Source organism: Enterococcus pernyi (assembly GCF_045371165.1).
GTDB classification, from domain to species: Bacteria; Bacillota; Bacilli; order Lactobacillales; family Enterococcaceae; genus Enterococcus_B; species Enterococcus_B pernyi.
Genome location: NZ_JBIQDM010000001.1, coordinates 14661 through 27644, shown reverse-complemented (window position 1 = coordinate 27644; position 12984 = coordinate 14661). Strand labels below are relative to the sequence as shown.

The window sequence follows — 12984 nt, the reverse complement described above, 5'->3', positions numbered from 1 at the left end:
GGGTAGCGGTCGAATAGGTCATCTCTGTAACATGCGTTTTTCCGAAAAAACGGATAAACTACTTATCCCCAATTTTGGGGATATCTTCTATTGGGCGGAAAATTCCGCCGAATGATGTTTCATGTCGACCATTTTGGCGGGTATGGATCAGCCTGCGACGTTTTTCGTCACACCCTTAACTAGGTCGAAAATTTCGACGCTGTTCGTTACAGACATTTTTGTCTAACACGGTCAAAGCGCCGATTTGCTAGTACGAATTTCTTACAACCCTATGACAGCAACGATATTTTCGGTACACCTTCGCCTAATGCAATGTTTACGGATCACCTGAGCTTATTTGTGAGTACGAATTTCGTACCCACTCGTTGCCAATGCTACTAGGTCGATTATTTCGACTTAGCTAGATAGTTTTACTCTTTTTCCAGTAAAACCACGTTACAATTTGTAACGCTGTTTAAATTCACTTAAAAACCGCATACTCCCCTGCGCTTTGAACTTCTCAATAGATTTCAAGGAGTAATCCATCTTTTCCGCTATTTCGATCATTCTCATTGGTTCTTTGCCTAAATACGTATAGAAAATGACTTGTTGCTCTTTACTCGGTAATGCTTGCCACACTGTGATAATGGCAAGCTGACAATTCAAGCAATGTTCACCTGCACACTGTGGCACTGTGGCTTCGCTCATGAAGCTTTCTTCTGTCACCCGATATATTTCATCAAGCGAGTACGAACAGCCTGTGAGACGTGCTAAGCGCCTATAATTCATCAAGACATTTTTAGCTTCTCGAATAAGTGGGGTCATTAAGTGATCGCTCCTTTGTAAATGATAAAGGGGGTAACGAAACGTTCCCCCCTTCTGCCACTAGTGGCAGAATCTAATCAGTAATAGTTACTTGTCAGTAACCTAAAGTAACGTTTCGGTACTTTTGACTACACACCAACAAAAAAAGGACAAGGAAAAAACTCCCTGTCCTCGCCCAATCTAATTTTGGCTTTACCTAATCGACTACAACAACCTCAACTGCCTGCAAGCCCTTCTCGGTCTCCTCAGCTTCAAAGACAACGTTCTGTCCTTCTTCAAGCGTACGGAAGCCGTTGGCTACAATGCCAGTGTAATGGACAAAGATGTCTTCGCCATGCTCCCCTTGGATAAACCCGAAGCCTTTTTCATTGCTGAACCATTTTACTGTGCCTTTATTCATTGTTGTTTTCCTCCTAAAAGTTGATTTCTTTGTGTAATTCTTCTAGCAATACTTGATTGATCAATCCCGATCCGTGGAATTTCCGAAAATTATATTCTTCTTGTGACGCAATCGCCCTAAAACCGATTTTCTCAGGCATCGCTACATAATGACTTACCCCCACACCAAGCGCCTCTAACTCCTTATAGGCACCACTGATTTCACTCTCAGCCTCACGAATAACCTCGACAATCTCAGCAGCAATCTTCTTCAATTTATCTTCTGTCTTATCACCAATTTTTTGGCCAACTCCGGACAAAGCACCGTAATACATAGTCTTGATATCACTGACAAAGTCGTAGCTATTTTTTTTAAGGAGTTGTTTTCGATCGGCTTCGATTTCATGCGTTAAGGAAATTAATTTTTCACGCCGTTGTTCCTGTTCTTTTCCTGCAAGATAACTATCGACATCATAATTCTTTTCCCCCTCATTGCTTGGGATCGCCTGCAATTCGTTTTTAGCTTTCGCAAGTGCTTCATCGATGACTTGATATTTTTGTTTTTCTTCCTCTTGACGGGCAATGATTTTCTCTTTGTTCACTTGGAATTGATCCTTGTAGCTCATATTATAAGCTTCCTCGTTTGACTGTGACAGTGATCTCTTTTGCCTGTAACGCTTCATGATCCGCTAGTTTAGGGGTGATCATATTCAATCCGATTTTCATACGAGTATGATCCCCGCTCTTCATCGCTGTAATAAAACCCTTGAATAAGTCCCCTAAGCTCTTCTTATAGCCCATTTCACGTGCATAGGACGCTCCATGTACCTCTAAATTGTTCGCTAGTGCAATCTGTTCTAAACGCCGTAAAGCCGCACCGTTGCCCTTAAATTTACGGATATACCCTTCCATTTCTAATAAATCAACTGGGGTCTTGCTGATCAATTCCAACTCTGCAGCATTTTCCACACTGATGTTATTAAAGAACTTTTTATCAAGCGATACTTGTATGCTGTTCATGGCGGTTTCTAGGTAGCTGGTAGCTGATTCGTGAATCTTCGCTAGCTTACCCTCCGTCTCATCGGCGATCTGTTTCATAACGTCTTTTAGATACTCGCCTGCATAACGTTCGTTGGCTGTTGCAAGTGATCGCTCCATCGAATCGTTGGCTTGTTGTGCTTGGTCGGCATAGTCTGCCAAGCGGTTCATAATGTCTGTATAGGTCATTTCTTTTCCTTCTTTCTTTTATCGATAATTTTCTTTTCCTCAAATGAATCAGTGATCCCTCGATCAAGTTCAATTTCTACCCACGTATCAACGATTAAAATAATCTCATCGCCCTTTGGGTACCGCTGATCAAGATAATTCGTTGCCTCTTCTTCAGTGTCAAAGAGTAGCACGTCATTTTTCATAGTCAGTGCGAGGCAATTGTAGGTAGCCGATTTCTGCAAATAGTAAATTGGCTCATCATCGCCCATTTTCTTAATTCCGTCTTCTAAGCGTCTCATACGCACGCCTAAGCTGTTCCAGTTCCCTCTCATGAATTTATACCAAAATAACTACAAAAGCTCTCATACGCTTCCTCATACCAGCTATCAGTGAAGCTTTGATAAGAAACATCTAGTTCTGGATATTTCTTTTGAAACGCTTTGACAAACTCGTTCTTGTGAGCTGTATTGAAGAATACACGAGCATCTTCTTTGCTGATCAGATTTTGCGTTCCGTAAACAATGAATTGCTCTTCATCATCCGTTCGTGGCGGAAGTACTTCCTTGACCACTAGCCCTAGTTGCAACTGAACGAACTCATATGCTCGATTCGTCAATGGTGGATTTTGTTTCTGTAAAAATGCATTGATCTTTTGTCTCAATGCTCGGCTTGCTTTATTCATCATTCATAAATGCCTCTACTTTCTCAATTCGTTCTGCCATGTCGTCAAGTTCAATCGATCGATAAGCAACGTCTAACGTATTCTTAGCCGCTTGGACACGTGCGTTTGGTGAGTTGACCTTGTCGTTCATAATCTCAGCCAAAACGCCTACTGCTTCCTCAGACTTCTTCTGTAGCCTTGCGGTGACCTGTTGCATCGCTTCACGTCGTAACTTTCGATACTCGACTAAAAAAGCCTCGTCTTTCAAATACTTGTAGCCTGTGGTCTTGTTGATTCCTGCCATTCTACAAGCCTGTTCAATCGTTCCTGCTTCCAATAGTGCTTTTAGAAACTTTTCCTGCCTGATATTGAGTTCCTTGTTCATCGTTGCCCTCCCTTCCGTTGGTTTTACTCACTTTTCGTTGCTAGAGACAAAAAGAGGGCTACGAGTTTCCCAACAAATTGGGAATTACTCATAGCCCTCTGAATTCATTCAGCCAGACAGTGTTATTCAACTACCAATATTATACCATATCATTAACGGAATTCATATGTTTTGACGCCATTCTCTAGCTATTTCAACCTCGTTTTTCGTATGCTTTTTCTCTCAATACTGGTTGCATCTTCTTCTTTTCGTGTACACCACAATCAACGACTTTCCCGTTTTGGATTTTAAGGGTGACTGTGGCAAAATCAGGAACGAGTTGTAGTTGTTGTTCTCCTTTAGTGTTTGTATAAAGCAATTCGTTTTTCTTAATCATTTTGCATTCTCCTTTATTGTTTATTCAGCTGAATTCTCAGCCAATCTCTTTAATAATCACAACTCTTTTTCTCCACTTGTAGGGAATGTGCCTATAATTCGGCTGATCACTTTTAATAATGGGGTGGTGATTCAACACCAGATGACTTTGAGGTCAATCTGGTTGACCACCGTACCCCCAAGTGGGCACACAACCCGTCCAATTATGGCTTGGTCTCAAACAACCGATATTTTCGGTGTACCATATGTTCAACAAGATATCGATTCACTCATACTTTGCATTAAATGCCTGCTGTTCCTCTTCTAGATCATCAATCGATGTGAAACCATTACTTGTCCAGTCTTTAATCACCTTAGTAACGTATCCTAATGGATTGACGACATCGTCTTTATAGATTGTTTTCTCAATAGCGACATATAGAAAATCAGTTCCGCCTTCATCTTTAAGCCGTGATAATGTATTCTTGTCAATGGCGGTCAGCCTGTGGAAGTTTTTTTCATAGAGGGAGCAACAAGCGTCGAAGCTGTGCGTAGCAACGTGGGTCTCTTTCTCTGTATTTGGTTTTAACTCTTTATCTAGTTCTTTCTCTAAATCTTGCTTTTGCTCTTTCTTGACGACAACGTCGTCAAGGTATAACTCTTTCTTTTTCTCTAAATCTATTTCTAACTCTTGCTTTTGCTCTATCTCTATCTCTGGTGTACGTTCGTCCGACAAATGTACGATCATTTGTCTTTCTTTTTCTGGACAAGCGTCCGCTTCATCTGTAGACGTCTGTCCGGACATTTGTCCTTGAAGCGAAAGATTCTTCTTCTCAGCATTAATCCTTTCACGATATTCTTTTTTCCTATCCGCTTCAGTAGAGGTTTTCCCAATGTAATTTTGAATATCTAGCATGTAAATTGCGCCATTATCTAAAACATCAATTAAACCTAAATCCTTAAAATGTCTGATTGCTTTTTCAATCACTACTTCAGAATGGCGTGTGATGGTCGCTAGCATCGTTGAGTTAAATGGTATTCGCTCATTGAACATTAGTTTGCCTTCGTTCTTTAAACTTTTAAGATATAACTTTAAAAGAATATTTGAGTAAATGTACCCGTTCTCCATGCTCTCAAGGACAATCATTTCATCGCTCTCAAAGAAATTGTCTTTTAATCTCAAATAATAGTATTTTTTATTATCTGCCACTATAATTCACTTCCTAACCATCATTTTCTAATTGGTACATTTCTTTTTCTTGCACCTCCATGCGTCCACATGTAATCAAACTCATCGAATTTAATCACAAGATTGACCACGCATTGCAACACGACCAACAACTTCCATAATGGTGACATCGCTGAGAACATTACTGCAAGAATAAAAATGGCCAAACGTCTGCGGTATTTTCTTTTCATGAGATCAACCCCAAAAACTTCGATACATCGTTAGGCTTACCAGTTAGGATCAGTTTGCAAAGGTCGTCTATGAACGCTTGACCTCCATCGGATAACTTTCCTTCTAAACCTTCTTTGATTATTTTTACTTCTGCCTCTTTTGTTTCTTGATCAGCGTTCTCAAATTCAGCAAGGAAGGCTATAAGTGAACATCGAAGGCTTTTATCTGATTCACACATGAATAAGTACCTCCTGTATGTTATTTTCTACGACAATGCCAGTAGTGTTATCTGCAAACTGGATCAAATAAATTTGTGGTTGCATCTCCTGTATAATTGTTCCAATCATGCCGTTAAATTGCCCTTTAGTTACGCTTATCATTTAAATTAAGTCCTTTCTGTGATAGAATAGGACAAAAGAATAGGGGTGTCCCACCTTTTTAGGTAGGGTGTCCCACTACTTGTTGCCTTTTGCTGAAATTCCGCCAAGAATATACACAGCAAAGGCTTTTTCTTTTGTCCTCGTTTCATTTTGTACCCTCTCTGTTTACGTGTAACTGACATTTGACTGAGTAACATTGCAATTATGTGCCGCCAATTCTGGCGATTTTTTCCTGCGCCCCACGCTGTTTATTTTTTGTGTTTCTCAAGAAATGCATCAGCATCTCGTTGATCAATTTTTTCATAACCATCGATCATTACGACACGTAAGCCTAATTTTTCAATGAATACATACTTCACAGTGTTGTAACTGGTGTTCATGTATTTTGCAGCTTGCGCCATACCCATAAATCTAGGAAGCTCTAGCTTCTTCTTGTACTCCTCGATTAAAAGCTGGGCTTGTTGCTTCCCTTCCTCTGCCGCTGTTTCTTTTATTACGTCAAGCAGTGAGGGAGATAGGTCTAATTCGTCAATACTTAGCTTCGCCATGATTTCACCACCTAACGAGCCGTCTCAGGAATTTTGAGCGTAGTTTGATAAATTACCCCACCATTGGATAGAATCTCTTTTATTTGCTCGTAGTCCATCCCTAGCCCGATTAAAGTAGCTATTTGTTGCTCTCGCTTATTCACTGCCTCATGCTCTTCAATAGTTAAAAAATCTAAGATATTATTGCCTTTCTCAACTCCTCGAGCTTTACGGATTTGAGTAGCATTAAATCCAATTGCTGACTTATAGCACAAATTCATGAAATGCTTATAGAAATGTGGTGAAAATCCTGCATCACGGATTGCATCTGTCATAGATAGACGGATTTGCTTTCCGATTACTCTTTTTTCCTTCCAAACGATTTGACCATCCATAAAAGCAGTAAGGACTTTCCTTGCCCATGCCCTGAATTCACGAGCCTTTGGTTTATTAGAGAGAAAGGCAATTTCCATGATGCCGTCTCTTGTGAAGACGATTGTTTCTTGAGTTCCTCCAGCTGATCCAAGTACCCCCAATTTGTGGGTACCTGAGAATTCATTTTCTCTCAAATATGGATTTCTTGAAATTATGTTTTCAATCCCAGACTTACTTTTGTATCCTAGGACATTCGCTAGTTGTTGAATGGTCATAAACAGGTTTCTATCTTTATCCATCCACAAATCACAATGAATACCTTGAAACAACTCTTCTTTAGCTAAAACTAAATTTTGCATCGCTAACCTCTCTTTCGTTCTGCTACCAACTCATCAATCGCTTTTTCAATTCGTGCCTTGTTCTTATCATTTAGTGGTGTTCGTAGCAATACACATAATCGACTATCGGATACTCCCATTTTCGCTGCAACTTCCCAATTTCTAAAACCATTTGTAAAAATTTTAATACGAATATCTTGATTTTCTTTCATTTTCCCACCTCCCAAAAAACAGCCGCTATTGACGTCATTTGCTTCCGGAAATAAAGACGCTATTGACGTCTTAGGTAAAGATACTATAATTGTTAGCCTAAGTCAACAATTTTATTGCTATTGACGTCAAACACTGATATATTTATTGAGGAGGTGTATAAATGAACACTATTGGTGACAATATAAAGAGCTTAAGACTATCACTAAAGTTAACACAAGATCAGTTTGCAAAGAAATTCAATATTTCAAGATCTTATCTAGGCGATTTGGAAAATAACCGTAGAAATCCTAGTGCAGAAACTATTAAGAAACTATCAAAAACTATAGGAATTTCAACATTATTTTTGCTTGAAGGAATACCAACGATCACAGATTCTTTGATCTTAGGAGAAGAGTATTTTAAAAATCAACCATCAAATTATTCAAAAAAACAGGAAGAGATGATCGATCAGCTTCTAGTTGAAAATGCCGCTAAAACAGTAGATAAGATAAATAATTTTACTATGTCGGAAAAAGATTTATTCAGATTGGAAAAAGTAAACCTTATCTTAGAGATTATCGATATAGAGGAAAATCCTTCTGTTGATATAGACCGTAGAAAAATTGCTACACTTCTAATCGCATCTCTTTCTACTGCTAATTCATTTTTATTTGAGTTAGATGCAATTGAGTGGGCAAAAACGACCGCTGACGATTATGATCACAAAAAAAATGCTAAAGAGGAAATAGAAAATTTTACTAATTATCAGAATAAAGTCACTGAATTAATGAAAAAAATTCTATTTAATACGTAAAATTCCCTGTACATACCAGCGCCCCACGCTAGGTACTGGGAGGAAAAAATAATGGCAACATTCAAGCAATATGAGAAAAAGGATGGATCCAAAGCATGGTTATTTCAAGCCTATCTCGGCATCGATCAACTAACTGGGAAAGAGATTCGAACGACTAGGAGAAATTTTAGAACAAAAAAAGAAGCCCAACTTGCTTTATCACGTCTGCAAGTGGACTTTGAAAATAACGGATTAGAAAACAGGAATGACGAGCGTTTCAAAGAAGTATATGAGTTGTGGCTTGAAGTCTATCGATCAACGATTAAAGAGGTCACACTAATCAAAACGGAAATAAAATTCAACAAATGGATTTTACCAGTCTATGGAAATATGAAAATAAAAGACGTCACTACAAAGCATTGTCAAAAGATCATTAATCAGTGGGCAAAAGAAACTGATCAGTATAGGGTGCTACATTCATCAGCTAGCCGTATATTTAAGTATGCTATTAATCTAGGTATCATCGCTACAAACCCTCTGGCTAATGTGATGATGCCCAAACGAAAAAAAGAACTTTCTGTAGAGGAACCGATTAAAGTGTACAGCAAGGAGCAAGTGGTAAAGCTATTTGATCATCTTAACCATCGCCCTTCTACCTACACAGACGATTTTAACAAAACTTTGCTACGTTTTCTTGTTTATAGCGGTTGTCGTATCAGTGAGGCTTTAGCCTTGAATTGGTCAGACATTAATTTCACAGATAAATCAGTAGTGATCAGTAAGACACTAAGCCATACAAAAAACGGTTTGACCATTTCATCACCAAAAACAGAAAATAGCTACGGAGAAATAGCACTTGATGACCAGACAATCAATATCCTTAAACGCTGGCAGATGAATCAACGGATCCACATGCTTGAATATGGTAAATCAAATCCAAAGATGATATTCTGCAACGTTAATAAGCAGTATGTGTCACATAATTCATTCTATGCCCGATTAAAAAATATCACTAAGAACGCTGGTGTTCCTTTTCTGGGTAACCATGTTACACGTCACACTCATGCCAGTATGCTATTAGATGCTGGTGCATCAATGAAAGAAATACAAGAACGCCTACGTCATTCATCTATAACAATCACAATGGACGTATACGGACATCTCAGCAAAGAAACCAAAGCCAACACAGTTGAAAAACTCGTTAAACACTTAAATTTTTAATCAACCTGATTCAAAAGCGGATTCAAAACTAAAATAAAAAAAGCTGAACCCTTATACACCAAGGGTTCAGCCGTTGTTTCAAACTATCTCTTATTCTTCGCCAACGAATGGTAGTAATCCCATGATACGTGCGCGTTTGATTGCAATCGTAATTTTACGTTGGTTTTTAGCGCCTGTACCTGTTACACGACGTGGCAAAATTTTACCACGTTCTGAGATAAATCTTTTTAGTAATTCGATATCTTTATAATCGATATATTCAATATGGTTAGCAGCGATGTAGTCTACTTTACGACGTTTACGTCCGCCTCTTCTTTGTTGTGCCATTCTATTTCCCTCCTATCAAATTCGTTTAGAATGGTAAATCATCGTCTGAAATGTCGATCGTTGAGCTTGATCCGAATGGATCAGAAGAATCACGATCAAAATCAGGCATACCGTTGGATGATTGAGATGTTTGATTATAGTTATTGTTTCCGCCGTTTCCGCCAAAATTATTTGTCGATTGACCAGTGTCTTGGTAGCCACCGCTTTGTTGACGGTTTTCAGATGCTGCACGACTTTCCAATAATTGGAAGTTTTCAGCAACTACTTCTGTTACGTACACACGTTGTCCTTGTTGATTATCATAAGAACGCGTTTGAATACGACCAGTTACACCTAAAAGTGTTCCTTTATGTGCATAGTTTGCTAGTGTTTCTGCTGATTTTCGCCAAATCACACAATTAATAAAATCCGCCTCACGGTTGCCGTTTTGGCTCGTGAAATTACGATTGACAGCTAAAGTGAACGTTGCTACAGCAGTGCCACTTGATGTATATCGTAAATCTGGATCTTTTGTCAGACGTCCAACTAGTACAACGTTATTAATCAAAATGGTCATCTCCTCTCATCGTTTGATTGTTCCATGTGAAACAATAATTAAGCTTCTTCTTTTACGATCATGTGACGAACGATATCGTCATTGATTTTAGCAAGACGATCAAACTCGTTGATTGCATCTGCTGATGATGGAGAAGATACTTTAACGATGTGATAGATACCTTCACGGTAACCGTTCATTTCGTATGCTAAACGGCGTTTTTCCCAATCTTTTGATTCGATAACTTCAGCTCCGTTATCTTTCAAGATTGAATCGAAACGTTCGATTAAAGCAGTTTTTGCTTCTTCATCAATGTTTGGACGAATAATATACATGATTTCATATTTCGTGTTTTCCATTGATTTTTCACCTCCCTATGGACTTTCGGCTCTCAGCTTTCCCAAGAGCAAGGAGAGTTTTCTAATAAATTAGACTACTCACAATCCTCAATTATACACGCAATGCACTAAAAAAGCAAGCTGCTGTTCTTTGTTTTCCAAATTTTTTCTTTTGAGACGACCAAAAACTCCCAAAGATAGTTTTACCTATTCTTGGGAGTTTTGATTTTAGACGTTCACTTTTGCTTTACGCCTATTTCTATTCTTCTGTATGATCTGTTTCCACATCAACTGTCTCTGCTTCGACAGTCGTTTCTTCCGCAGGTTCTGGTTCTACTGCTGCCATGGTCACCACTTTCGTTTCTGCTTCCATCTTGATCAAGCGCACGCCTAGCGTTGCCCGACCTGTCTGAGAAACCGTTGAAACGTTGAAGCGGATGATGACACCTTTGTCTGTGATCAACATAATATCTTCTTCGCCTGTCACCGTCGTCAATCCAGCTAATGGACCATTTTTCTCAGTGATATTCGCAGTTTTGATCCCTTTACCCCCACGTCCTTTGACAGGGTACTCAGAAACCTTGGTGCGTTTTCCATAACCTTTTTCTGTGATGATCAAGACTTCATGATCCTCATTCATCAAGGCTGCTCCAACGACGTAATCGTCTTCTCTCAAACGAACCCCACGAACCCCAGAGGCTGTACGTCCCATATCACGAACGGCATCTTCTGCAAAAGTCACAGAATAGCCATCGTGTGTACCAATGATGATGTTTGATTGGCCATCAGTCAATAAGACGTTGACCAATTCATCATTTTCTTTCAAACCAATCGCAATCAACCCATTGCTACGGATATTGGCAAAAGCAGTGACAGTCGTACGTTTGACTGTTCCTTGGCGTGTAGTAAAGAACAAGTAATGCCCTTCCTCTGCTTCACCAGTTACTGCGATGATGGCTTGGATCTTCTCACTTGAATCAATGCCCAGTAAGTTGATGATCGGAATCCCTTTTGCTGTACGTCCGTACTCTGGGATCTCGTATCCTTTCGCACGATACACTTTTCCGTTATTAGTAAAGAACAGCAATGTATCATGTGTGGAGCAAGAAACAAGATTTTTCACGAAATCATCGTTATGAACACCCATTCCTTGGATGCCTCGACCTCCACGACGTTGTGCGCGGAATTCGTTGTTGGCTAAACGTTTGATATAGCCATTATTCGTCAATGTGATCACGATTTCTTCTTCTTCGATTAAATCTTCGTCTTCTAAACTCAAGACTTCACCGACCAGTAATTCTGTACGACGTTTGTCGCCAAATCGTTGACTCAATTCAGCAAGTTCGGTTTGAATGATTTCTGTTACTCGTTCAGGGCGAGCAAGAATATCAGCTAAATCTTCAATGAGTTTCAATAATTCTTGGTATTCATTTTCGATTTTTTCTCTTTCCAAACCAGTCAAACGGCGTAAACGCATATCTAAGATTGCTTGCGATTGACGGTCAGAAAGATCGAAGCGCTCGATCATCGCGTTTTTCGCTTCTTCATCTGATTTGGACCCACGAATGATCGCGATGATTTCATCAATATGATCTAAGGCGATTCGTAGTCCTTCTAAGATATGTGCTCTTGCTTCTGCTTTATCTTTTTCAAAGACCGTACGACGTGTAATAACTTCGCGTTGGTGTTCAATATAATTTTCAAGGATCTGCTTCAAGCTTAGAACTTTCGGTACGCCTTTTTCGATTGCTAACATATTGAAACCAAATGAGTTTTGTAAGGATGTCAATTTGTAGAGATTGTTCAAAATGACAGAGGCACTCGCGTCACGACGCACATCGATCACGATACGCATTCCTTCACGAGAAGATTCATCTCTTAGATCTGTGATCCCTTCAATTCGTTTGTCACGGTGCAATTCTGAAATTCGCTCAATCAATTTCGCTTTATTGACCATATATGGCAATTCAGTGACTAAGATCCGCTCTTTTCCATTTGGCATTTCCGTGATTTCTACTTTTGCTCGAACAGTGATTGAACCTTTTCCTGTTTCATACGCTCGACGAATGCCGGATTTCCCCATGACTAATCCGCCGGTAGGAAAATCAGGCCCAGGTAAGACTTCCATCAATTCATTGGTTGTCACATCTGGATTTTCCATCAATAGATCAATCGCTGCTACAACTTCTGTCAGATTATGTGGGGGAATATTCGTCGCCATTCCGACTGCGATCCCTGTCGTACCATTGACTAGCAAGTTAGGAAAACGTGCCGGTAAGACAACTGGTTCTTTTTCCGTATCATCATAGTTGCTTTGGAAATCGACCGTATTTTTATTGATATCACGTAACATTTCTGTCGCGATCTTACTCATTCTGGCTTCAGTATAACGCATCGCAGCTGCGCCATCTCCATCAACTGACCCAAAGTTTCCATGACCATCTACTAACATGTAGCGATAGCTAAAAGGCTGCGCCATCCGAACCATTGATTCATAGATCGCACTGTCACCATGGGGATGGTATTTACCCATGACGTCCCCCACGATTCTGGCTGATTTCTTGTGTGCTTTGTCTGGTGTGACACCTAGTTCATTCATCCCATATAAAATACGGCGGTGAACTGGTTTTAATCCATCTCTAACATCTGGTAGAGCCCGAGCGACAATGACACTCATGGCGTAATCTATGAAGGAGTCTTTCATTTCGCTAGTTAGATTGACATCATGGATGTTTTCTCTGATTTCTTCACTCATTTTTCTTCCTCCT

At 39.6% G+C, this 12984-nt stretch carries 21 protein-coding genes; 2 read left to right on the top strand and 19 right to left on the bottom strand.

Annotated elements, in window-relative coordinates; genetic code table 11:
- Window positions 1-435: 435 nt before the first annotated feature.
- The 15 genes from ACH0AK_RS00180 to ACH0AK_RS00110 form a co-directional block, all read right to left on the bottom strand.
- On the bottom strand, window positions 436-804 hold the full coding sequence (locus tag ACH0AK_RS00180; protein ID WP_499796679.1) for a sigma-70 RNA polymerase sigma factor region 4 domain-containing protein: 369 nt from the start codon (window positions 802-804) through the stop codon (window positions 436-438).
- A 196-nt stretch (window positions 805-1000) separates the two neighbouring features.
- Window positions 1001-1204, bottom strand: coding sequence for a cold-shock protein (locus ACH0AK_RS00175; RefSeq protein WP_499796678.1), 204 nt, complete (start codon window positions 1202-1204; stop codon window positions 1001-1003).
- A 13-nt stretch (window positions 1205-1217) separates the two neighbouring features.
- Entirely contained in the window at window positions 1218-1808 is a 591-nt protein-coding gene (locus ACH0AK_RS00170; protein WP_499796677.1) for a hypothetical protein, read from the bottom strand.
- A 1-nt stretch (window position 1809) separates the two neighbouring features.
- A complete protein-coding gene (locus ACH0AK_RS00165) occupies window positions 1810-2409 on the bottom strand; it encodes a hypothetical protein (RefSeq protein ID WP_499796676.1) in 600 nt (199 codons plus the stop codon).
- Window positions 2406-2723 carry a hypothetical protein gene (locus ACH0AK_RS00160; protein WP_499796675.1) on the bottom strand — a complete coding sequence of 106 codons (318 nt, stop codon included), beginning with the start codon at window positions 2721-2723 and terminating at the stop codon, window positions 2406-2408. Before ACH0AK_RS00160 ends, ACH0AK_RS00165 begins: the two co-directional genes overlap by 4 nt.
- Entirely contained in the window at window positions 2720-3076 is a 357-nt protein-coding gene (locus tag ACH0AK_RS00155) for a hypothetical protein (protein ID WP_499796674.1), read from the bottom strand. The genes ACH0AK_RS00160 and ACH0AK_RS00155 overlap by 4 nt, the downstream gene beginning before the upstream one ends.
- On the bottom strand, window positions 3066-3437 hold the full coding sequence (locus ACH0AK_RS00150; protein ID WP_499796673.1) for a phage replication protein: 372 nt from the start codon (window positions 3435-3437) through the stop codon (window positions 3066-3068). The genes ACH0AK_RS00155 and ACH0AK_RS00150 overlap by 11 nt, the downstream gene beginning before the upstream one ends.
- A gap of 193 nt (window positions 3438-3630) precedes the next feature.
- A complete protein-coding gene (locus tag ACH0AK_RS00145) occupies window positions 3631-3813 on the bottom strand; it encodes a hypothetical protein (protein ID WP_458868917.1) in 183 nt (60 codons plus the stop codon).
- 264 nt (window positions 3814-4077) lie between these two features.
- Window positions 4078-5001 carry a phage replisome organizer N-terminal domain-containing protein gene (locus ACH0AK_RS00140; protein ID WP_499796672.1) on the bottom strand — a complete coding sequence of 308 codons (924 nt, stop codon included), beginning with the start codon at window positions 4999-5001 and terminating at the stop codon, window positions 4078-4080.
- 20 nt (window positions 5002-5021) lie between these two features.
- Window positions 5022-5210, bottom strand: a complete 189-nt coding sequence (locus ACH0AK_RS00135; RefSeq protein WP_499796671.1) for a hypothetical protein — start codon at window positions 5208-5210, stop codon at window positions 5022-5024.
- On the bottom strand, window positions 5207-5428 hold the full coding sequence (locus ACH0AK_RS00130; protein ID WP_458868919.1) for a hypothetical protein: 222 nt from the start codon (window positions 5426-5428) through the stop codon (window positions 5207-5209). The genes ACH0AK_RS00135 and ACH0AK_RS00130 overlap by 4 nt, the downstream gene beginning before the upstream one ends.
- Window positions 5421-5570, bottom strand: coding sequence for a hypothetical protein (locus tag ACH0AK_RS00125; protein WP_458868920.1), 150 nt, complete (start codon window positions 5568-5570; stop codon window positions 5421-5423). The genes ACH0AK_RS00130 and ACH0AK_RS00125 overlap by 8 nt, the downstream gene beginning before the upstream one ends.
- A gap of 248 nt (window positions 5571-5818) precedes the next feature.
- Window positions 5819-6118: a DNA-binding protein gene (locus tag ACH0AK_RS00120; RefSeq protein ID WP_206854279.1), complete on the bottom strand. Its 300-nt coding sequence runs from the start codon at window positions 6116-6118 to the stop codon at window positions 5819-5821.
- An 11-nt stretch (window positions 6119-6129) separates the two neighbouring features.
- Window positions 6130-6831 (bottom strand): BRO family protein, encoded by a 702-nt coding sequence (locus tag ACH0AK_RS00115; RefSeq protein WP_458868923.1) that lies wholly within the window; start codon window positions 6829-6831, stop codon window positions 6130-6132.
- A 2-nt stretch (window positions 6832-6833) separates the two neighbouring features.
- Entirely contained in the window at window positions 6834-7022 is a 189-nt protein-coding gene (locus ACH0AK_RS00110; protein ID WP_499796670.1) for a hypothetical protein, read from the bottom strand.
- Between the two features lie 161 nt (window positions 7023-7183).
- On the opposite strand from ACH0AK_RS00110, the gene ACH0AK_RS00105 reads away from it, so the two are divergent.
- Complete coding sequence (locus tag ACH0AK_RS00105; RefSeq protein ID WP_458868925.1) at window positions 7184-7816, top strand: helix-turn-helix domain-containing protein; 633 nt, start codon at window positions 7184-7186, stop codon at window positions 7814-7816.
- Between the two features lie 51 nt (window positions 7817-7867).
- Window positions 7868-9016 carry a site-specific integrase gene (locus ACH0AK_RS00100; protein WP_499796669.1) on the top strand — a complete coding sequence of 383 codons (1149 nt, stop codon included), beginning with the start codon at window positions 7868-7870 and terminating at the stop codon, window positions 9014-9016.
- Between the two features lie 90 nt (window positions 9017-9106).
- Here ACH0AK_RS00100 and rpsR read toward each other — a convergent pair whose 3' ends face one another.
- The 4 genes from rpsR to gyrA all read right to left on the bottom strand — a co-directional run bounded on the left by rpsR (window position 9107) and on the right by gyrA (window position 12971).
- Window positions 9107-9343 carry a 30S ribosomal protein S18 gene (rpsR, locus tag ACH0AK_RS00095; RefSeq protein WP_010734555.1) on the bottom strand — a complete coding sequence of 79 codons (237 nt, stop codon included), beginning with the start codon at window positions 9341-9343 and terminating at the stop codon, window positions 9107-9109.
- Between the two features lie 25 nt (window positions 9344-9368).
- Window positions 9369-9890 carry a single-stranded DNA-binding protein gene (gene ssb, locus ACH0AK_RS00090; protein ID WP_010734556.1) on the bottom strand — a complete coding sequence of 174 codons (522 nt, stop codon included), beginning with the start codon at window positions 9888-9890 and terminating at the stop codon, window positions 9369-9371.
- A gap of 47 nt (window positions 9891-9937) precedes the next feature.
- On the bottom strand, window positions 9938-10237 hold the full coding sequence (rpsF, locus tag ACH0AK_RS00085) for a 30S ribosomal protein S6 (RefSeq protein ID WP_019723039.1): 300 nt from the start codon (window positions 10235-10237) through the stop codon (window positions 9938-9940).
- Window positions 10238-10475: 238 nt separating this feature from the next.
- Complete coding sequence (gene gyrA / locus ACH0AK_RS00080) at window positions 10476-12971, bottom strand: DNA gyrase subunit A (protein ID WP_023518859.1); 2496 nt, start codon at window positions 12969-12971, stop codon at window positions 10476-10478.
- Window positions 12972-12984 lie beyond the last annotated feature (13 nt).